The organism is uncultured Tateyamaria sp., assembly GCF_947503045.1.
Classification (GTDB): domain Bacteria; phylum Pseudomonadota; class Alphaproteobacteria; order Rhodobacterales; family Rhodobacteraceae; genus Tateyamaria.
Genome location: NZ_CANNCF010000004.1, coordinates 25,275 through 44,575 on the forward strand (window position 1 = coordinate 25,275; position 19,301 = coordinate 44,575).

Annotated in this window: 20 protein-coding genes; 4 read left to right on the forward strand and 16 right to left on the reverse strand. The window is 56.0% G+C overall.

What is annotated here, in order from left to right:
* Positions 1 to 496: 496 nt before the first annotated feature.
* The 13 genes from Q1A89_RS16360 to Q1A89_RS16420 all read right to left on the reverse strand — a co-directional run bounded on the left by Q1A89_RS16360 (position 497) and on the right by Q1A89_RS16420 (position 11,321).
* The gene (locus Q1A89_RS16360; protein WP_299730671.1) at positions 497 to 1,129 is read right to left on the reverse strand and encodes a tyrosine-type recombinase/integrase; all 633 of its coding nucleotides are present in this window, start codon (positions 1,127 to 1,129) and stop codon (positions 497 to 499) included.
* Between the two features lie 314 nt (positions 1,130 to 1,443).
* Entirely contained in the window at positions 1,444 to 2,169 is a 726-nt protein-coding gene (locus Q1A89_RS16365) for a Crp/Fnr family transcriptional regulator (RefSeq protein ID WP_299730674.1), read from the reverse strand.
* Complete coding sequence (locus tag Q1A89_RS16370; protein ID WP_299730677.1) at positions 2,166 to 2,732, reverse strand: c-type cytochrome; 567 nt, start codon at positions 2,730 to 2,732, stop codon at positions 2,166 to 2,168. Before Q1A89_RS16370 ends, Q1A89_RS16365 begins: the two co-directional genes overlap by 4 nt.
* Positions 2,729 to 3,127 (reverse strand): copper chaperone PCu(A)C, encoded by a 399-nt coding sequence (locus tag Q1A89_RS16375; RefSeq protein ID WP_299730680.1) that lies wholly within the window; start codon positions 3,125 to 3,127, stop codon positions 2,729 to 2,731. The genes Q1A89_RS16370 and Q1A89_RS16375 overlap by 4 nt, the downstream gene beginning before the upstream one ends.
* 29 nt (positions 3,128 to 3,156) lie before the next feature.
* Positions 3,157 to 3,753, reverse strand: coding sequence for an SCO family protein (locus tag Q1A89_RS16380; RefSeq protein WP_299730683.1), 597 nt, complete (start codon positions 3,751 to 3,753; stop codon positions 3,157 to 3,159).
* Entirely contained in the window at positions 3,750 to 4,592 is an 843-nt protein-coding gene (locus Q1A89_RS16385) for an ABC transporter ATP-binding protein (protein WP_299730686.1), read from the reverse strand. Before Q1A89_RS16385 ends, Q1A89_RS16380 begins: the two co-directional genes overlap by 4 nt.
* Positions 4,585 to 5,250, reverse strand: coding sequence for a hypothetical protein (locus Q1A89_RS16390; RefSeq protein WP_299730689.1), 666 nt, complete (start codon positions 5,248 to 5,250; stop codon positions 4,585 to 4,587). The genes Q1A89_RS16385 and Q1A89_RS16390 overlap by 8 nt, the downstream gene beginning before the upstream one ends.
* The gene (locus Q1A89_RS16395; RefSeq protein WP_299730692.1) at positions 5,250 to 6,095 is read right to left on the reverse strand and encodes an ABC transporter permease; all 846 of its coding nucleotides are present in this window, start codon (positions 6,093 to 6,095) and stop codon (positions 5,250 to 5,252) included. The genes Q1A89_RS16390 and Q1A89_RS16395 overlap by 1 nt, the downstream gene beginning before the upstream one ends.
* Positions 6,096 to 6,210: 115 nt before the next feature.
* Positions 6,211 to 7,587: an ABC transporter substrate-binding protein gene (locus Q1A89_RS16400; protein ID WP_299730695.1), complete on the reverse strand. Its 1,377-nt coding sequence runs from the start codon at positions 7,585 to 7,587 to the stop codon at positions 6,211 to 6,213.
* 310 nt (positions 7,588 to 7,897) lie between these two features.
* Positions 7,898 to 8,854, reverse strand: coding sequence for a HEAT repeat domain-containing protein (locus Q1A89_RS16405; RefSeq protein WP_299730698.1), 957 nt, complete (start codon positions 8,852 to 8,854; stop codon positions 7,898 to 7,900).
* 7 nt (positions 8,855 to 8,861) lie between these two features.
* Positions 8,862 to 9,107 (reverse strand): ferredoxin family protein, encoded by a 246-nt coding sequence (locus tag Q1A89_RS16410; protein WP_299730701.1) that lies wholly within the window; start codon positions 9,105 to 9,107, stop codon positions 8,862 to 8,864.
* An 11-nt stretch (positions 9,108 to 9,118) separates the two neighbouring features.
* Entirely contained in the window at positions 9,119 to 10,861 is a 1,743-nt protein-coding gene (locus Q1A89_RS16415) for a fumarate reductase/succinate dehydrogenase flavoprotein subunit (RefSeq protein WP_299730703.1), read from the reverse strand.
* 64 nt (positions 10,862 to 10,925) lie between these two features.
* Positions 10,926 to 11,321: a DUF971 domain-containing protein gene (locus Q1A89_RS16420; RefSeq protein WP_366524503.1), complete on the reverse strand. Its 396-nt coding sequence runs from the start codon at positions 11,319 to 11,321 to the stop codon at positions 10,926 to 10,928.
* A gap of 15 nt (positions 11,322 to 11,336) precedes the next feature.
* On the opposite strand from Q1A89_RS16420, the gene fdxA reads away from it, so the two are divergent.
* Both fdxA and Q1A89_RS16430 read left to right on the forward strand, forming a co-directional pair.
* Entirely contained in the window at positions 11,337 to 11,678 is a 342-nt protein-coding gene (gene fdxA, locus Q1A89_RS16425) for a ferredoxin FdxA (RefSeq protein WP_299730705.1), read from the forward strand.
* A gap of 11 nt (positions 11,679 to 11,689) precedes the next feature.
* Positions 11,690 to 12,490 carry a ferredoxin--NADP reductase gene (locus Q1A89_RS16430; RefSeq protein WP_299730708.1) on the forward strand — a complete coding sequence of 267 codons (801 nt, stop codon included), beginning with the start codon at positions 11,690 to 11,692 and terminating at the stop codon, positions 12,488 to 12,490.
* On the opposite strand, the gene Q1A89_RS16435 is transcribed toward Q1A89_RS16430, so the two are convergent.
* A complete protein-coding gene (locus Q1A89_RS16435; RefSeq protein WP_299730711.1) occupies positions 12,480 to 13,253 on the reverse strand; it encodes a DsbA family protein in 774 nt (257 codons plus the stop codon). The genes Q1A89_RS16430 and Q1A89_RS16435 overlap by 11 nt on opposite strands.
* A 217-nt stretch (positions 13,254 to 13,470) precedes the next feature.
* Here Q1A89_RS16435 and Q1A89_RS16440 point away from each other — a divergent pair, with 217 nt between their 5' ends.
* Both Q1A89_RS16440 and Q1A89_RS16445 read left to right on the forward strand, forming a co-directional pair.
* Positions 13,471 to 13,818, forward strand: a complete 348-nt coding sequence (locus Q1A89_RS16440; protein WP_299730713.1) for a KTSC domain-containing protein — start codon at positions 13,471 to 13,473, stop codon at positions 13,816 to 13,818.
* A 749-nt stretch (positions 13,819 to 14,567) separates the two neighbouring features.
* Positions 14,568 to 15,614: a WG repeat-containing protein gene (locus tag Q1A89_RS16445; RefSeq protein WP_299730716.1), complete on the forward strand. Its 1,047-nt coding sequence runs from the start codon at positions 14,568 to 14,570 to the stop codon at positions 15,612 to 15,614.
* 277 nt (positions 15,615 to 15,891) lie between these two features.
* Here Q1A89_RS16445 and Q1A89_RS16450 read toward each other — a convergent pair whose 3' ends face one another.
* Complete coding sequence (locus Q1A89_RS16450; RefSeq protein ID WP_299730719.1) at positions 15,892 to 16,098, reverse strand: AlpA family phage regulatory protein; 207 nt, start codon at positions 16,096 to 16,098, stop codon at positions 15,892 to 15,894.
* A 120-nt stretch (positions 16,099 to 16,218) separates the two neighbouring features.
* The gene (gene traA, locus Q1A89_RS16455) at positions 16,219 to 19,200 is read right to left on the reverse strand and encodes a Ti-type conjugative transfer relaxase TraA (protein WP_299730722.1); all 2,982 of its coding nucleotides are present in this window, start codon (positions 19,198 to 19,200) and stop codon (positions 16,219 to 16,221) included.
* Positions 19,201 to 19,301 lie beyond the last annotated feature (101 nt).

The window sequence follows — 19,301 nt, forward strand, 5'->3', positions numbered from 1 at the left end:
GCCGTGGTCAGGATTGTCGCTGATGAAAGCCAAGCACGCCTATGAGATGGGCACATCGGAATTACATCGAACCAGCATCATGTTGGCAGCCGCCGCGCTGACCACGAACCGAAGCATGTACCCGAAGAACCTCAGCTGAAGACAGCCAGAAAGTAGGTACAGGCATAACCGATCCGAACGAACCGCCTTGGCGGATCAATTTGATTGCGCAAAATCGCTTGACTCAGATGACCCCGTTACCGAAGTCCTGACTCTAGGTACCATTTTCGAAGTATCTTCCGAATTCCCAAATTTTGAAGAGCGGTCAGGGCTTCAAACTGTCAGCCCGCTATCTAATATCTGCCCCCGATCGAGCTGGCAGAAGCGGCATGCCGACCGCAATTCAGTTAAACTCGCCTCCAGGAAGACCAATGTCGGCTTTGCGAATGCATCCGCAGCATCTGGATCGGTTGGTGAACGGCGGGAATGGGCCGCCCGTGAAGACGGCCCGATTGCGTCAGATTTCGATGGCCTCAGCGATCGCCAGTGCATCTTCAAGTTCAACGCCAAGGTATCGCACCGTGCTGTCCATCTTCGTGTGTCCGAGGAGAAGCTGAACAGCACGCAAGTTGCCTGTCTTCTTGTAGATCAGGGTCACCTTTGTCCGCCGCATCGAATGCGTGCCATATGCGCTCGCTTCAAGACCGATCGACGTGACCCAATCTCTGACGATCCGTGCATACCGGCGTGTCGAGATGTGCAGGCGCTCGTGAAATCGGCCTGGCCAAAGGTATTCTGAGCCGACCATGAGCTCATCTTCCATCCACTTTTCGACCGAGGCACGTGTGCCTTCGGATATCTCGAACCGCACAGGTTTCTGTGTCTTGCTTTGTAGCACCGATGCCCGTTCCTTGATCTGGCCAGACGCAATGACGTCGACGACTTTCATCTTCACTAGGTCACAGCCGCGCAGCTTGCTGTCGATTGCCATGTTAAACAACGCGAGGTCGCGATGGTTCTCGGCCAGTTCCAGTCGAACTCGGATCGCCCAAACGTGTTTAGGCTTCAACGGGCGTTTCTGGCCAACGATGCGGCCCTTGTTCCACGCTGGGCGAAGTGCGCGAATGGCCGGTAGGTTTGGTGTTTCCATGACTGATCCTCCGATCCGCCATGCCCTCCACAACGACAACCCGACGTTGACGAGGTACCATATCACATGATTGCTGCGCTGCCTCCGAGGTCGGGTGTGAGCCCATATTGCTCAATTCTGCACAATGCGCCAGGGAGCTGACTGCGTACTATGCAGTTATTGCAATCATCAATTTCGACATAGTCGCGGGACTTCAACATTGGAATGATCATAAAAATGCCCTTGTACTGATTTTGACATTCCCGTGTATCGCAGAGTCGGCCATAGGTTGTCATCAACCTGTCATTTGGACTAAATTGCGCATTCGCATTCAATCAAGAATAGAGTTCTTCCAACCTCAGTATGGTGATTTCTTTCCTGCTCACCCTTAGGACACCTTCATTTTGAAGCCGGTCCAGCGATTGCGTCACCCATTGGCGGGTGGCCCCTACAATAGTCGCGATCTGATCATATGTGATGTCGCGGTCGACGACGATTTGGCCTTCCTCATGACGGCCAAATGTTTCAGCCAAAATCACCAGCAATTGCTGGAGCCGTTCCGAAACCGTGCGTGTGCCCAACATCTGGATCAGCGCAGAGTAACACTTGCCTTTGTTGACCAAGCCATTGATCACAGCGACCGCAACATCAGGGATTTCGCGCACCAGTCGAAGGAGACTTGCACCAGACACAAACAGCAATTCACAATCCTCAAGCGCGTCAGCGGACCAGACGTGACGTCCCATCCCGAACACCTCGGGCCCGCCGATAAAGTGTCCCACACTCCAATAGGCCAGCGTGATCTCACGCCCTGATGGCCCGGCATAATATGTCCTGATGCGCCCTTTTTCGACAACCCACACACCTGTATGCGGATCGCCCTGAAAAAACACCCCTTCGCCTTTGGCCACTTTGCATCTTGTCCCGTTTCTGCGCACCTGTTTCTGGTCATCAGATGAGAGTGAGGACAAAAAACCAGCACCCTTGTTAATCTCAAGCAGGTACTCGGACAGAAAAATCGCACTTGGATCGGTGTCTGGAATTGGTTTCATTGCTGTCATGGAGTTCTTTCCAGCGACGCCAAATACGCGGCAATTTGATCAATACCATCCTCCATCGATTGAAAGAATTCCCGGTGCATCTCAGCCGCCGCGCTGTTTGTCCTCACACCATCGCGGAAGTCGCGCATTTGCTTTGCGAGGTAGCCCGCATGCTGCGCTGTCACATATGGGGCGTTCTCTGCACTCGCGTGACATTCAAGACACCCTGCTTCTTGCGCCAACGACATTCCCGCATCATCTGTAGGTTGCGTTGAAGGACTTGGCGGGTCCTGTTCCGAGAACCAGTCAACCACAACGGCGAAATCCTCAGGTTTAAGCTCTGTCACGATGCTGCTCATCTGGCCGCCGTCGTTTGTGCGTTCACCTGACAAAAACGCGTCCAATTGCGCGCGAATATACGCAGGCTTTTGTCCGGCCAGATGTGGAAATTTATCCGTCCGGGACTGCCCAAACAATCCGTGACAAAGCGCGCAAGTCTCATAAGGGGGATAGCTGGCAGCATCGAAATCGGCAGCAGCGGGCAAGGCCCAGAGCAGCGCACAGGGTACGACCAAGGACTTCACGATCCGCTTTGCCGGGTTTTGACTTGGGTAGCGACAGTCAGTGTTTCACCATCAGCGAACAGAAATTGCAGATCGACGGTGTCGCCGACCTTTGCCGGCACCGCGGGCCCCATCAACATGATGTGGAGACCGCCGGGTTCAAGCGACACGCTTTGCCCGGGCGCGATGTCCAATTGATGCACCATGCTCATCATGGCGACCCCGTTTTTTGTCTCACTGCTGTGCAGATGGGCCATCCCGTAGCCTGAGGCCTCCACCCCGATCACACTGCGCAGTCTGTTTGTGGTGTTCTCTAACCTCATGTAGGCCGCGTGCGCCATAGCACCGGGCGGCGATTGGGGCACATAAGCATCAATGGCTTTGACGCCTTCCGCCACAGCGGTGGTCGCAGTCATCAATAGGGCCGCAGTTGCACAGAATCGGATCACTGGAACAGCCCCTTGCGGTAGGTGATTTGCAGACGTGCCAGAAATTCTGCCGTAAGGCCGGGGTCAAACGGCGGCTGCAATTTGGCCCTGAGCGTGCCATCCGGCGCGATGACAGACACAGCCGATGTATGCTGCACGTCATAAGCGCCGTCCGCATCCGGCGGCATCAACCGGTAGTAGCCATCAGAAATCTCAACAAAGGCATCAATATTCTCGCGTGTGCCGGTCATACTGCGAAAGTCGGGATGAAAGAATGGTCCGTATTCGCTGATGTATTCCGCATCGCGATCAGGATCGACGGACAGGAACCACACCTTGGGCACGTTGTCCGGCCGCACACGCATGCCGGTCTCAGCCACGGCGGCTTCCAGGTTGCCCAACGTAAAAGGGCAGACATCCGGACAGGTAAGAAAACCGATCATCACCAGCGTCCATTGATCCGTTAGGTCACTACTCGCGTAGGTTTGTCCGTTTTCATCGTGGAATGTGAATGTGGGCAGGGGAACGGGATCGTCCAGCATGACACCCTGCACCTGCGCCTGTGCGCTGGTCGCAAGGGCCAAGGCAAACATCAGCGGGCCAAATTGAATCATTGGTTTTGCTCCGCAAAGGCTTTGCGGCTCTCGGATTTGATCGTGTCCAGACAGAACTGCCGCGCTTCCATGTATTCGGGCGTCGTGGCCATATCGGTCGAACGGGGTCGGTCCAGCGTGATCCGGACGTCTTCGATGATCCGGCCGGGGGCCGCGCTCATGATAAGAACGCGGTCAGCAAGGAATACCGCCTCATCCACATCATGGGTCACAAAGACAACCGTGGTGCCAAATTTCCGCCAGATATCCAGCAGGCTTTCCTGCATCATCAAACGGGTCTGCGCGTCCAGCGCGCCAAAGGGTTCGTCCATCAACAGCACACTGGGATAATTGGCCAGCGCGCGGGCAATCCCAACACGTTGCTGCATGCCGCCAGACAGCTCCGAAGGATAGCGATCACCAAATTTCTTCAGGCCGACAAGGCCTAGGAAGGTATTCGCAACCGAGCCTGCCTCAGTCCGAGAGGCACCGGCCATTTTGGGGCCAAAGGCCACGTTTTCGTAGACCGTTTTCCACGGTAGCAACGAGTATTGCTGAAACACCATTCCGCGATCAGGTCCGGGGCCTTTCACTTCAACATCGTCCACGGTGACAGTGCCGGTGGTTGGTTCAACATATCCCGCAACCGCGTTGAGCAGCGTGGATTTACCACAGCCAGACGGCCCGAGGATACAGACGAACTCTCCGGCAGCGATGTCAATCGATGTCGTCTCGACCGCCCTGTGCGTCGTGGCACCGCGCCCGAAAGTGATCGAGACCTCGTTGATCTTGATCTCACCCTTGTCGGCGTGGGCCACTGGAGCGCCCTCTGGCTTCTTGAACTTCAGAACATCAAGCATTTTTCAGGCCCCTGTTGATAAGCTGAGGCAGGCGCGTTTTGCGCCACGCCAGATAGACGATGGTGCAAAGCAGCAATCCAAAGCCCGCGAGATTGAGCGCCGGCCCCATGGATTCAAGAGCCAGTGAGGTCGACACCCCTAAGCCCAGCATCGCCAGTCCCACGACCCAGGACGGAGCCGCGCAACAGACCACCCAGCTCATTGTTGCGTTGGTCATGGCGATCAGGATCGTGCCGATCCCGGTCGTCGCACGCAGCGTTGTTCCGGTTGTGACGTCGCATTGGTGACGGCGCAGCAAGCTGAGACAGAGTGCAACGAGAGCCCCCAGCAAAAACAAGACCATCATACGGATGGGCACCACGTTCAGGCTCCATTCCGAAATGCCGGTGCCGTAGTCATAGTTCATCTTGCCAATCTCAATCAGCCATTCCTGATTGACGATGGGCAAGATGTCGGACCAAGACGGGGTTGACTTGATGATGTGGATGACGTTGCCAATCCAGTCATATCCAACCACGTAGTTTGGCAAGGCTTGAAATCGCACCATCAGGGCAATCATCATCAAGACCTGCATCAAAAGAGCAAACATCAGCCCCATGACCACCATGCGCCGCCAGTCCTGCCGCATGGGGTGACCAATTGTTGTCAGAATATCCATCAGCGCGCCCTCTTTTGCCATTTGAGCATTGGCGATGTGGCGTATTTCACCGCCGCGGTTGAGGCTGTGCCGAGGCCACCGATCACCAACATTCCCACCACGATGTCCTGGTAGTTGATCAGGCTGTAAGCATTCCAAGTGAAATACCCGATCCCATACTGACCCGAGATGATCTCTCCAGCGAGCAGAGAAAACCAGCTGACGCCCATGCCAATCGCCAATCCAGCGGCAATGGACGGCAGGGCGGCAGGGATCACAACATGGCGGAACACATCCAACCGCGACGCCCCGAGCGATTGCACCGCACGCACCAGAACTTCGGGTGTTTGTTCGACACCGTGCAAGGTGTTCAGAACAATCGGGAACAGCGCCCCAAGAAAGGTGATATATATGATCGAGCTTTCTTCGGTCGGCCACATCAGAATGGCCAGCGGGATCCAAGCAACCGCAGGAATGGGTCGGATGACTTCGATATAGGGCATCACAAATGCGCGCGCGATGCGTGAGCGCCCCATGATCAGGCCGATCCCGATACCAAGCACGACCGCGAAGGAATAGCTGATCAGGATACGGCGCATGGACACGCCGATATGTGTCCAGAAAATCTCGGTCTGAATATGGGCAATAAAGGCTGTGAACACCTTGAGCGGTGCCGGCACATTCGAGAAGTTGATATAGAAATCCAGGTTTATTGCCGTGGCGATGTGCCACAAAACGACACCAATGCTGAGCGAGACCAGAGCGATCCCGGCGTTCTGCAAAAGGTCTGGAGGGATGCGGGAGAGTTTAGACGTTGCCGCAGCAGGGACCGCTTTGACCGCGATTTCCTCTGCGGCTTTCGTCACTGCCTCCTCGGTTTTCGCAAGTGGCTGCATGAAATTGCCTTCCATCTAGGTTGGTGCCTGCAGGCCTAATAGGATCTCGGACGGTTTCCCGCCCGAGATCTATGCCGGTGGTGGTTCAGGTTTCGGATGCGAATTCCGCGATCGCTTCGTCGAAGGTTATGACCGCGCCTGAATTTGCGCTGGCATAGGCCTCTGCCTCGCCCTTGCGCAGGAACGTCGCATAGTTGTTGCCCGCTTTGACCCAGAACGCGGTCTTACCAAAGAGCTTCAGACCTGTTTCAGCGTCATAAACATAAGTGGCGTTCACCAATGCCGCGGTGGCGCGGATATCCGCCATGCCCTTTAGGAATTCGGCCGCAGATGCATAGGTGCTGACGCCATCACGAGAGTGCCAGATTTCCATGGGCAGCCCTTTGTTCGCGACCTCAGGGTCAACCATCGTGGCTTTGTCCGCCTCATAGTCGACGCCCATGTCGGCATATGCTGCCTTGAGATAGTCTTCGGTAATCCAAGCATCGAAATCGAGTGGTGGGATCGCCTTTTCCTTTACCAGAACACTATGATTGAACTTCAGTGCATCGACCCATTCTGTTTTGATGGAAGGTTCCAGCGTGAGGTGCCCCCCTTCAGAGAAGTAGAGATACAGAACCTCTTTCTCCACACCTGTCCAGCTTTCCATTTCAGTCACGGCGCGCATTGGATCTTCGCGGATCCACTCGCCAGCCTCGTAGACTGCCTTGATGAAGGCTTGAACAACCTCCGGGTATTCTTCCGCAAAGTCCTGACGTACAACAACGCCGTGCAGATAAGGAACTCCCGTTTCCGAGCCGTCAAAGATTTTGCGACCTGTGCCGCGATATTCCATTATTTCAGACCAGGGGCAGAAATCGGAATGCGCGTCGATCTTACCCGCCGCAATGTTAGCAGCGCCAACCGCTGGACTCTGATTTTTCAAAACGTACTCGGATGTCGGAATGCCATTGTCCTGCATCGCCTTAAGCAACATACCCCATGCGGCAGAACCAACGGGGGTTGAGACTTCTTTGCCTTTCAGCTGATCGATTGAATAGATATCGCTTTCAACTGGAACGACAATCGCGTTGCCCGATCCTTTAAGGTTATAGCCCGTGCCCGCGACATAGACGGTGCGCAGGCTGTCGGTCTCTTGGAATTTTGCCCCATTCACGATCAGCGGGTAATCTCCCATCACGCCAAAGTTCAGCTTGTTCGCGAGCATCTGGTTTGTGATCGGACCACCTGAGCTGTAGTCAGCCCAGGTGATGTCATATTCCGCGTCTGCATATTTGCCATCTGTCGGCAGGTGCTTTTCCAAAAGGCCTAGCTCCTTGATCACGATCCCAGCTGTATAGGTATCAGTGCACATCGACTGGTGACCGACTGCGATCGAAATCTCCTCGGCTTGTGCTGCGTATCCAAGTGGCATCAGGGTTGCGGCCAGCAGTGCAGATTTCAAACTTGTTCTCAGTTCCATCTTGTTCTCCATTGTTAGGTATTTTTTGTTTTGTCTCCTTCAGTATCGAGGCCATCAGTTGAAACGCGCAGCATTTTCGAAGGTGAATTTGCCTAATATTCACAAAGCACAAAAGATAAGCGAAAAACCCGGCTTTTCGGGTGAAAATTAGACGTGAAAAAATCAAAAAATTAGTAGTTGATTAAGAATCAGTCGGAAAATTTTTAATTTAAATTCAATAACTTAAAGTGTTTTTCTGAGCGCAAATAACACCCCATGGCGATTGCCAAAGGGTGCAAAAAAGGGTCCAATTTTATCGACCGAAAAAGGGCTATTTCACGCCCATTTTTCCCAATGCCCATCGCACGTTCTTGCGGACATCCGGGTCGGGATCGTCTTTGTATTTTTCGAGAAACGGCAGTGTCTCTGGCACGGCCATTTCGCCCAAAACCGCGGCACATTCCTTGCGCAAATTCGGCACAGGAACATCCATCATAGGCGCAATTTCTATCGCAGCCTGCGTTGCCTTCAACTTCCCAAGGGAGCGCACGGCCTTGACACGCACCTGCCAGTATTCATCATCAAGTGCAGCACGCAGCATCGAAACACAGGTTTCATGCCCCGTCTTGGCCAGCGTTTCAGCGGCGGATTCACGGACGATCCATTCAGGGTCTTCCAGACCTTTGATCAACGTCGCCTCGGCGTGTTCTGAATTGGAAAAACCCAGTGCGGCAAGCGCGGTGCGGCGTACCTGCGTGTCACTGTCCTTTGCGGCATCTCGCAAAGCGGGCAGTGATCCCTCATCCTGAAGCCAACCAATCACGCCAACGGCTTCAATACGGACCCCCGCATCGGCGTGCTGCAAAGCTGTGATCGCAGGGCCCATGGCCTCAGGCCGCCGCAGTTCTTTGATCCCGGCAAGGCAGGCCCGTAACTTGACCGTGTCGTTATCCCCAAGATGAGGCAGGATCGCATCCCCAGACGCGGGGTCCTTAAGCTCTGTCAGGCTGATCGCCGCCGCTTCGACAACCGAAGGATCGCTGTCCGTCAGCGCGGATACCAATGCCGCCGCCGTTTCTGGCCCGTCAAAATCCGTCAGTGCCAGTGCCGCTTGCTTCCGAACTCCCGGCGCTTCATCCGCGATGGCGCGTGCCAGATGCGGGATCGCGGCAGGATCGGCGCTGTCGGCTAGTTCGATCACGGCCATGATGCGCGCGCCCGGAGACGGATCATCCAGCGCTTCGGCCAGTTCACCAATTTCATCGAAGTCTTCAAAGAGCGCGTTCATATCCGTCTCACTTCAACAAAAAGGGTAGATTCACGGTAACGGCACCTGTTGGGCAATCCGCTTCACAGGGCATGCAGTACCAGCATTCATCATACTTCATGTGCGCCGTAACGGGGCTGCCATCCGGGCCTTCGACAATGCGCAAGACATCCAAAGGGCAGACATCAACACAAACGGTGCAACCTTTGTCCGCGATGCAAAGCGCATCATCGACAACAACAGGGACAATGGTAGAGGTTTGAGCGAGGGGCATGATCTTGTTCCTTATTCCGCCGCAACCGTTTTGGTCACACGTTGATTGTTGTAGGCATCTTTTTCTTCATCATCGATTTCGACGATATACTCATCGACCGCTTTCTTGCTGTGCGCTGGCTTGCCATCGTCGCCTTTGGTCAGGATCGTGTGGCAGAACCATTTCTCATCATCCCGCTCGTATTCGACACGGTTGTGATAAAGACCCCAGCGGCTTTCCGTGCGGTAAAGCGACGCCGCCGCCGCCATATCAGCGCAATCCATGATCGCGGAGGCCTCAAGCGAACGCATCAATTCGTGGCTGTCACGCACATACATTTCATTTTCCATGTCGTGACGCACCTCTTCAAAACGACGCTGCGCCAGCTCCATTTTGGCCGTGACCTTTGGCGGCTGAAGATAATCGTTCACCAAGCGGCGGGTCTTGTATTCGATCTGATTTGGTGGAACGCCATCGTCACGTTTGGTCGGTGCCAGAACGCGCGTGCGCTCGGCATCAACTTCGCCCATGTCGAAGTCGGCGAAGTCGACGTCTTTGACAAAATCCACCGCATCCAGCCCCGCAAAGGCCCCGTTTGTAAACGCACCCAGCATATAGTTGTGCGGCACATTCGCCATATCACCGGCAGCATAAAGGCCATCAATGGTGGTGCGCGCGCGCTCATCCACAAACACACCGCTGGCGGAGTGACCGGAACAGAACCCGATCTCGGAGATGTGCATCTCAATCATATCTGTGCGGTAATCCGTCCCGCGCCCTTTGTGAAAATGCCCCCGCGTGGGGCGCTCCACGATGTGCAGAACACGCTCGATCTCGGCCACAGTTTCTTCGGCCAGGTGGTTCAGTTTCAGATAAACCGGCCCCTTCCCACCCTGCAATTCATCGTAGAATTCCTGCATCATCTGGCCGGACCAATAGTCGCATTCAATAAACCGCTCACCCTGCGCGTTCGACGTATAGCCCCCCATCGGACCCGCGACATAAGCGCAAGCCGGACCGTTATAATCCTTGATCAATGGGTTGATTTGAAAGCACTCAAGGTTCGCAAGGCCCGCGCCTGCGTGATAGGCCATGGAATAGCCTTCGCCTGAATTCGACGCATTCTCGTAGGTGCCATAAAGATAGCCAGAGGACGGAAGCCCCAAACGCCCTGCAGCACCCAACGACATGATCACAGCCTTGGCACGCACTACCAAAAACTCTGCCGTGCGGGTGTTTACACACACAGCACCCGCAATGCGGCCGTTGCCCGTGAGCAAGCGCGTCGCCATGTAACGGTTTACAATGTTGATCCGCGCTTTGCGCAGTTGACGATAGAGCGCCTTTTTGACGGTATCGCCATTGGGCATAGGCAGAACGTAGGTGCCGATATGGTGCACCTTCTTGACGTCATACTCGCCGTTCTGGTCCTTTTGGAACCGGATGCCAAACTGGTCCAGCTCTTCGATGATGCTGTAGCATTCCTCAGCATAGCGATAGACCGCCTTTTGATCGACGATGCCGTCGTTCGCGATGGTGATCTCTTTGGTGTATTGCTCTGGCGTGGCATATCCGGGAATGACCGAGTTGTTCAGCCCGTCCATGCCCATGGAAATAGCTCCGGAGCGTTTCACATTGGCTTTGTCGAGCAATACGACATTTGCGTTTGGGTTTTTGCGCTTAGCTTTGATCGCGGCCATCGGGCCAGCGGTGCCGCCGCCAATGATCAGGATGTCGCAATCAATCTGCGTCGTTCCATCCAGTATTTCATCCATGAAAAGCTCCAGTCCTTTAAGGTTGTTCTCAGCCTGTGCGCTGCTGCAGCGCGGCATATGTCAATTAGTTTCCGTATTGGTCAGAAAGCTCGCGAAGATAGACAAAAGGGTAGACGGCGCGGTCATGACCGTCTGAAAAATGGACGTTTACGCCTGCGGCACCCACCTGCACGAGGTTGGTAATGGTCAGCCCATCAGCCACTGCAATCTCGCCATTGTCGATTCTTGCCCTTGTAGAATAGGCATCCCGCGCCTCACGACGCAGGATGGCGGCGGGCAGTTTTGTTGTCGCACCACCTTTCCATTCAACGATCAAGTGGCTGCAGTCTGGCGTGGCGTCCAAGCGGTCAATCATCTTCTTCCCCTTTTGTTGATCCCAGATTGCCGCATCGCAGAATCGCTCAATAGCAATTTGTTTACGGACGGGATTTCTGCGCCGCGGCAAGCTGGGCAAAATCATCAAAGAGAGCGCGCCATGACATTCGTAGTCACTGACAATTGTATCGCCTGCAAATACACCGATTGCGTGTCCGTTTGCCCCGTAGACTGCTTCTATGAAGGGGAGAACATGCTCGTCATTGATCCAGTCGAATGTATCGACTGCGGCGTCTGTGAGCCCGAATGCCCGGCAGATGCGATTCGTGCCGACACCGAAGACGGCATGGAAGAATGGGTCACCTTCAACGAAAAATACGCAAAAATCTGGCCCGTAATCACCGAAGCCAAAGACCCGCTGCCTACCGCCGAAGAACTCGACGGGCAGACGGGCAAGCTTGAAAGCCATTTTTCCGAGAAACCCGCCGCTGAGGCGGCTTAAAGGACACTGACATGAATGTTCAAACCGCGACACCTGCCAAGATCATGCCAGATGCACAGACCGTCACTTCTGTGCATCATTGGACTGACACGCTATTTTCTTTTAGGGTAACACGCCCCCAGTCGCTGCGCTTTCGTTCCGGCGAATTTGTGATGATCGGCTTGCTCAAAGATGACGGAAAGCCGCTGCTGCGCGCCTATTCCATCGCATCGCCAAGTTGGGATGAAGAGCTGGAATTCTACTCGATCAAGGTGCCCGACGGCCCTCTGACTTCGCGCCTGCAAAAGATTGAGCCGGGGGATGAGATTATCCTGCGCCCCAAGCCCGTTGGCACATTGGTGCTGGACGCGCTTTTGCCGGGAAAACGGCTGTGGATGGTGTGCACCGGCACCGGTGTCGCCCCCTTTGCCTCACTTCTGCGCGATCCTGAAACGTATGAGCAATACGAGGAAGTGATCCTGGCGCACACTTGTCGCACAAATGCTGAGCTGTCTTATGGGCGCAAGCTGGTTGAGGCCTTGCCGGATGATCCGTTGATTGGCGAACTGGTGGCGGACAAGCTGAAATACTATCCCACAACCACCCGAGAGCCATCAGATATCGAAGGCCGGATCAGCGATCACTTGCGCGACGGGTGCATTTTCTCGGCCCTTGGTTTGCCTGCATGGAAGAACGACGCCGACCGCGTCATGGTGTGCGGCAATCTGGCCCTGAACAAGGACATCATGTCGATCTGCCAAGACCACGGATTGATCGAAGGGGCCAATTCGGACCCCAAACATTTTGTGGTCGAGAAGGCATTCATTGACTGAGCCAATCGGCCACCAGTCCCACCGCATCCGTTGACCCAAAGCTGACGGATGTGGGTGTCACAAATGCTGGTGTGCCTAGGATCTGCAAATCAATCGCAATGTCCCGGTTGGTGGTGATCCGGTCAGATACAGCGTTGCCCTTCATTTCAGCCTGCACCATGGCCCAATCCAACCCCTGCGCGCGCGCGATCTTTTCAAACGCGGGCGCTTGCAGGGGGCCTTTGAGTGCCCACAAGGCTTCATGCACCGCGTTATATTGCTCGGGGGTGCCAATGTTCTTGACGGCCAGCGCAAACCGTGCCCCGCGTTCTGATCCGGGTGACAGGATGGGCAAATGCCGCATTTCCACGCGGATGTTTGGATGATCTTGCAACGCGGCCTTTAATTTGGGATGCAGTGCTTTGCACGGTGCGCATCGATAATCGAAAAATTCAATGACGGTGTGCTTGGCTTGTTCGGGTCCGATACCCAGAACCGGGGTTTCTTCAAACATTTCTGCATATTCTGCGATTTGCGCTGTTTGTGCCGTGCGCCTCTGGCGCTCTGTCAGCGTTTCCATCGCTTCGAGAATGATCTCGGGATGCGCAAGAAGATAGGTTCGCACCCGTTCTTCAAATTCTTGATCCGTCATATCAGCCGTGGCGGATTGTGATGAAAGCATCAAAACACTTGCTGAAACCGCGATCAAACTCTGGCGTAGGTCACTGCGCAAAGCTTTAGCTATGCCCCTAGGTTTTATTTGCATCAATCCACCTTTTTCCAAGACATGTCAGCCAAGACCGGTCCCAAACCTCACGTTTACAGTTTAGCGGATTCGAAGCACGTCGCCCTTAGACATCTAAAGGTGGCGTTTTCCATTTTGATGAATGCCGGAATTCTCGGCACCAGACAGGTTCTACGTCATTTATTAAGCATACCGGTGACGGCAAAGCGCATATCCGGCAAATTTGCAGACGGATTTGCATGGTTTGAATTTAGACTTGAACCGTGTCCAAGAGGTACAGCCGATGCCGCAATCATTTCTTATTCAGGCTCTGAAGCGATCCGTTAAGGTTTATTCTGAACTATGGCACGAACCATCGACTGAGCCAGAAATCGAGCGCGCGCTTGTCCGCTCGTCCATGGTTTCATCTATTGGATACGACCCACAGCAGTGCGCGCTTCAGGTGGAATTTAGAAACGGATGCCTTTACCGTGTCGATGGCGTTTCAGCCGACACATATCAGGCCCTTATGCAGACGGGCAATTTTGATATGTATTATCGACAGAACATTGTGCATCACTTTGAAATGGCAAAGATTGGCACCTTGATGCCGATGGGATGGTGATCGGCAAAATTTCAATGATCCGCCAATCCAAGCCCGCAGTCTGCAGTTTTAGATTATTTTATTAGATACCCACCGATGGCATTGGCCAGATATCTACCGCGACGCAAAAAGACATCACGGCCTCGGAATATTTATGTCTGGGCCTGGTCTTCTCTTCGATTAACCTGGTCAGACTCATGTACGGACGTCTCCTGGCCACGGCGTCTTTTTGCGCCTCTTCACTTGTTTCGCATGCAGAGCCGGGCCACGTGACCTGCTGCTTCTGTTTCGCGTCCCCAGTGTTGGAGTTTCGCATAAATCTGCAGCGCAATCCTGAACCGGAAAAGGGGCATCCGATCCATCGCTTATCCTCACTTTGGTGCGGTTTCCGTCAGCGCCCTTAGATGAGTTAGCGACGGGATTCTGCCCATTTTTGATGTCGTTCGATGCATACAAGATACTTCGAAGTCAGCCATTGAACGATATGGGCGATCTGTCGATTTGTCCCGCCTACCGGCTGTTGGCTCAAACTGCGGCGAAAGTCCGTTTGGAGCCCATCTTGCAGTTCTTCTGCGTTGCAGCCAATGTCGGCTTTTGAAGTGTTCGAACATGGAAGGCAAGTTGCACGCTAGAAGACCTGTATTTTTCGACTGTAACAAGGTCGCTTGATATCGCTCAATCGCTTCGAGCTCAAACTATGAATCTTTTTGATCATGTCTCACCTGCCACAACCTTTTCCGGCACCATATGGGCGCGAATGGCCGCAGAAAATGGGCTTCATCGACAATGCCGGTAACGTGGTCATACCTCAGGATTTTGATTTTTCTCATCAGTCGAAATTCAGCTCCAGTGGATACGCGTGGGTCAAGCAAGCCAATCAGCATTTTGTAATTGATAAGACCGGACAGATAGTTTTCGAGATGGCATCTGACATTTTTAATTTATGGTATGTACCGCCCGATGATGCCGGTATCTTTCCGGTAGAGCATCGTCTCGATCACAAATCGCCCTGGGCCTATGTCCAAGACGGGCGTGACCGTATTTACCGAGGCAGAAGCAAGTACTACGCGATGGACCTAAATGGCGATATCCGGTTCGAAGGGTACATCATTAACGCGCTGCATGGTCACTATATTTTTCAGGATGCACCCGGGCTCAATGCACCCAAAGGAATTATGAACCGTGACGGGGATGTTGTTGTTCCTGCTGTACTAAACTGGACGAGCACCTCGAAAAGCGAACCATATTTGTCTGTCATGCGGGATGGACGCTTTGGCGTTATCGACTTCCAAGGAAATGAAGTCGTACCAATCAATAAGTCTGTCAAAGATTGGTCGGATTTTTCCCGCGTGGAGAATGGCCTTGTGCAATATTTCGACCGTGTCACTCAGATGTGTCCAAGCCAAACCATTGCTGGAGAGATTGTCGGACAACTGCCCCCAAATCATTGGATGAAGGGTCCGACATGTCCAACTATCTCGGATGGGCTAGCGCTGTTGCGTTGGGAACGCCACGATGGCGATGCTGTCTATGTCGATGCTTACGGAAAATACATGCTAGGCGAGAATGGGAAGCCGATGGTATTTGCACCTGACATCCGTATGGGTTTTTTCTACGAAGGACTCGCTTCAATACGACAACACGACAAAACCGGATTTATCGACAAAACAGGGGCAGTTGTCATACCGCGTGAATTCTATGGCGCGTCTGATTTCTCGGGCGGACTCGCGAGCGTCTCGGGCAGCCATGACGACTACCGCTACCAACGGTATTGCTACATCAATCGGAAAGGAGAGATTGTAGCAAAAAACCACTGAGCTCATGAAAGCAGCCGTTTTCAAGTGTGGGACTTAGGGCGGCTTTGTCCGCATTGTGTGAGTCCAGCAACCAACTGGATTTGCGATTGCAGCGGAAGTCAGCAAATACGGGCCGCACCGTAGCGTCGGATGTCGACGGCAATGTCGGCATTTGCCCGTTCAAGCCAGTTGCTGGCACCAGGAAGAGCAACCGCTTCGTCTTGCAGCCTGTCCTTCGCCAGACATCGCTGGCAGATGCGCGAGGCGACCCAGCAACACTGTAAAGCCCTCGCGGCTGTCAGCGTTCCTCTCGCTCCAATTGCCAGCCTACTGGGTTTTCAACCCACCGGTTGATGTCGGATTCCCGCCATCCTGCACCGTGGATGCAGATCCTGAGTTGGGCCGGGAACGTGCCTTCTGCGATCTTGCGATAGATGGTGGACCGGGACAGGCCGGTTCGGTCGAGGACGGTGTTCAGGCGGATGATACGATCTGGGTCGGACATGGGTTTATTGCCTCCTGCTGGATGTTCTTGATCCAGACAGAACGCCACGAACTGTTGGCGCAAGACCGTCCAGCCCATCGTCGCAGCAGGGCGTGGAATGGGCGGCAGATCGGACGGGTGTCAGAGCCCGAGTCCGCGCCCCCGGGTGATGTCGATGCCGTGACAATAAGCCAACTCCGCACCGAGTCGGCGGCCCGAGTCCATCCGAATACCCAGTTCGGCCTTGCGGTTGGCAAGGACGGATTCCAGCTGCGGATCGCGCTGCAGGCTCTTGGCCATCTCGCCCATCTCCGCTCGTGTCGCGCGGTAGTCGGACATCGTGCCCGACCGGTAGTGCGACAGGCTGGTCCGATCAAGGTGCTGCCAGCGATCCACGAATTGCACAGCCCGGCGCTCTGGAGAGGTGCGCAACTGCGTCTCAAGTTGAAGCGCCCGGATAGCGCGGTTGGCTTGGCCCGATCCGGCCTCGCGGGCAAGGGACGGGTCCTTGGCATAGGCTGCTTCGGCATCGCGCCAGCCGTCAGGCCGGACCTCTTCGAAGGACGCGCGAGACTCGGCGAGGTCGCGCAACTGGTCAGGCGTGCCCGAGTTCCCCCTCTCCTGAGCCGTGAAGATCGCATCCACCGCGCGGGCATGGCGTTTGAGGGCTTCGGTGCGGGCTTTTCGCATTGCCGCTTCCGGGTCATACGCCAGGGCCTTTTGCAGCGCATCCGCGCTGGGACGGATATCCTTCCTTGCCTCTTCCCTTCCCGGCCTCTGCGCGACATCCGAGCCAAGCGCGCCGTCTCTGGCAGAGCGCGACCCATCAATCCTATCGCGGAGTCTCTCCGGCACGATCTTGCGCAGGACCTCGATGACACGCTCCCGGAATGCAATTCCGCGCCGCTCGGCAAAGTCCTGCGCCGGATCGGTCTCGGCGTAGTCGAGCGCCATGTCCTTGGACCGGTCGCGGGACAGGGTGCGGATCAACCGATCCTGCGAGACGAAGTCGTCGCGACTGTAATGCAGGTTCAGTCCGTCCCGGTGGCGGGACAGGGCGACATAGCTGCCATGGGCGTCGAGGCCCGGCGTCGCGAGAACATGGGTTCGGTCCACCGTCATGCCCTGGGCCTTGTGGATGGTCGCGGCATAGCCGTGGTCGAGGCGGTCGTAGTCCTTGAGGTCGAAGGCGATGGAGCGCCCATCATCGGTATGAACGGACAGGGACTGTGTGCTGGCCTCATGGATGGTCCCGAGCGTGCCGTTCTTTACGCCAAGGCCGCGGTCGTTCTGTAGGAACATCACCCGATCGCCGCTGGCAAAGCAACGGTCACCGCGCTCGACCGTCAAGGAGACGTCCTCGCCCAGATCGCCCGCCGCGCGTTTCCGCTCCCGCGCCAAATCATTCAAGGCGTACACCTCGACGTTGGTGTGGGTGAGGATGATCCGGCTCCGGCCGGGCTCCGCCTGACGGTCGCGGTCCCAGCGGTCGATCAGGTCGGCGCGCGCCTGCTCACGTGTCTCGGCGGCATGCACCATGCCTTGCGCCTCATAGGCGTCGATTGCCGCCCCGGTCCGACCGGTCGCCAGATCGCGGGTCGCGTCACGCTGCCAATCTTCGCGCTGGCGACGCACCTCGCCGATTTCCGCGCCACCGTGCCGCTCGTGGAGCGCCCGGAAGGCCGCCCCGGCCTCTATGGATTGCAGCTGCTGCGGATCGCCGACTAGGACAACTTTGGCTCCAGCACCGGCGGCATGGGACAGGACCCGATCGAGTTGCCGCGTGCCGACTATGCCCGCCTCGTCGATGACAAGGACATCGCTCGAGGTGAGCCGGTCGCGGTTCTGCGCCCAACCGTGTTCCAGGCTGGCGATGGTCCGCGACGCGATGCCCGATCCGCTTTCGAGACCGTCCGCCGCGATGCCGGAGAGCGCCGCGCCGCGCACCCGATACCCCGCCTTCTCCCAGGCCTCACGCGCCACGCCGAGCATCGCACTCTTTCCCGTCCCGGCATGGCCGACGACGATACCGAGATCACGCCCATGGGTAATCTGCTTCAACGCGTCGGCTTGCTCCCCCGAGAGGATCAGGCCGCGCTGCTCGGCACGGGCCAAGGCTGCTTTGCGATCCGCATCCCGCACATCGTGACGCTCCCTGTCCGCCATAAGTTCTGCCGAACGGTGCAGACGCTGTTCGGCCTCGATCATCGCGCGGGTGGTGAAACGGTCCTCGCCGCACCCATCTTGGCCAAGCCCAACCTGATCGGGCGCGCTTCGGATTGCGTTGTTCACCGCGTTGAACTGATCGATCCCATCGCTGTGCCGATGTGCGAAGCGTGCCATGTCGCGCTGCGTGAAGGTCGATTGCTGATGGGTAATCGCGTCCAGTGCAAGCGAAGGTTCCGCGATGATCCTCGCTCCGTTGTCGCGTGCGATCTCACGATGCAGTTCGGCCCGGTCGGCAGGGCTCCCTTCGCCCGCGATACGCTGCGCGGGCGCGCCGATCTGGCTTTGCGGCTCCAGCGCGATGCCTTGGTCTTCCAGACTCCTGTGATCGATGCGTGCGTCGATGTCGAGTTCGGCCAGGCGCTCGTTGGCAAGCGTCGCCCAGCGTTCCCGCCAACGTTCCAGCATCCCCGTGTGGTTCCAGTCCCGCATCTTCGCGCCGAAGCCGGTCTCGTCCACAGACCGCATCGTCAGCATGACATGGGCATGGGGTTTGGGCGTGCCATCCTTGGCCCTGTCCCAATGCACGTTGAGATCGGCAACCATACCCTGATCCACGAACTCCGAGCGCACGAAGTCGCGGGCGAGCGCGATGCCCTCCGCCTCACTCATCTCGCGCGGAATGGCGAACTCCACCTCCCGGGCCAGCTGCGCATCCTTCCTGACCTCGACCATCTCGACGGCGTTCCAGAGTTGTTCGCGGTCCGACCATGCCTCCGGCGCATTCTCCGGCAGCGGCACCTCGGAGTGCACGACACCGCGCTTGGCCGTGAAGTCATGGCTCCGGTCGATCCGGTCGTCGCGCAACCGCGACGCCGCGCGGTAGGCAGCAGAGGCCACCGCGCTGGAGCCAGTCGCGCGCCCGATGACCTTCACGTGGAGATGATAGATCGCCATAACGACCCGATCATCTACACGGGAACGCCCACGTCGGAACGACGTATAAGCGCGCCCTCCCTCAATAAAATCTCGGGATGGACCGGTGCGTCCCCAGCCGT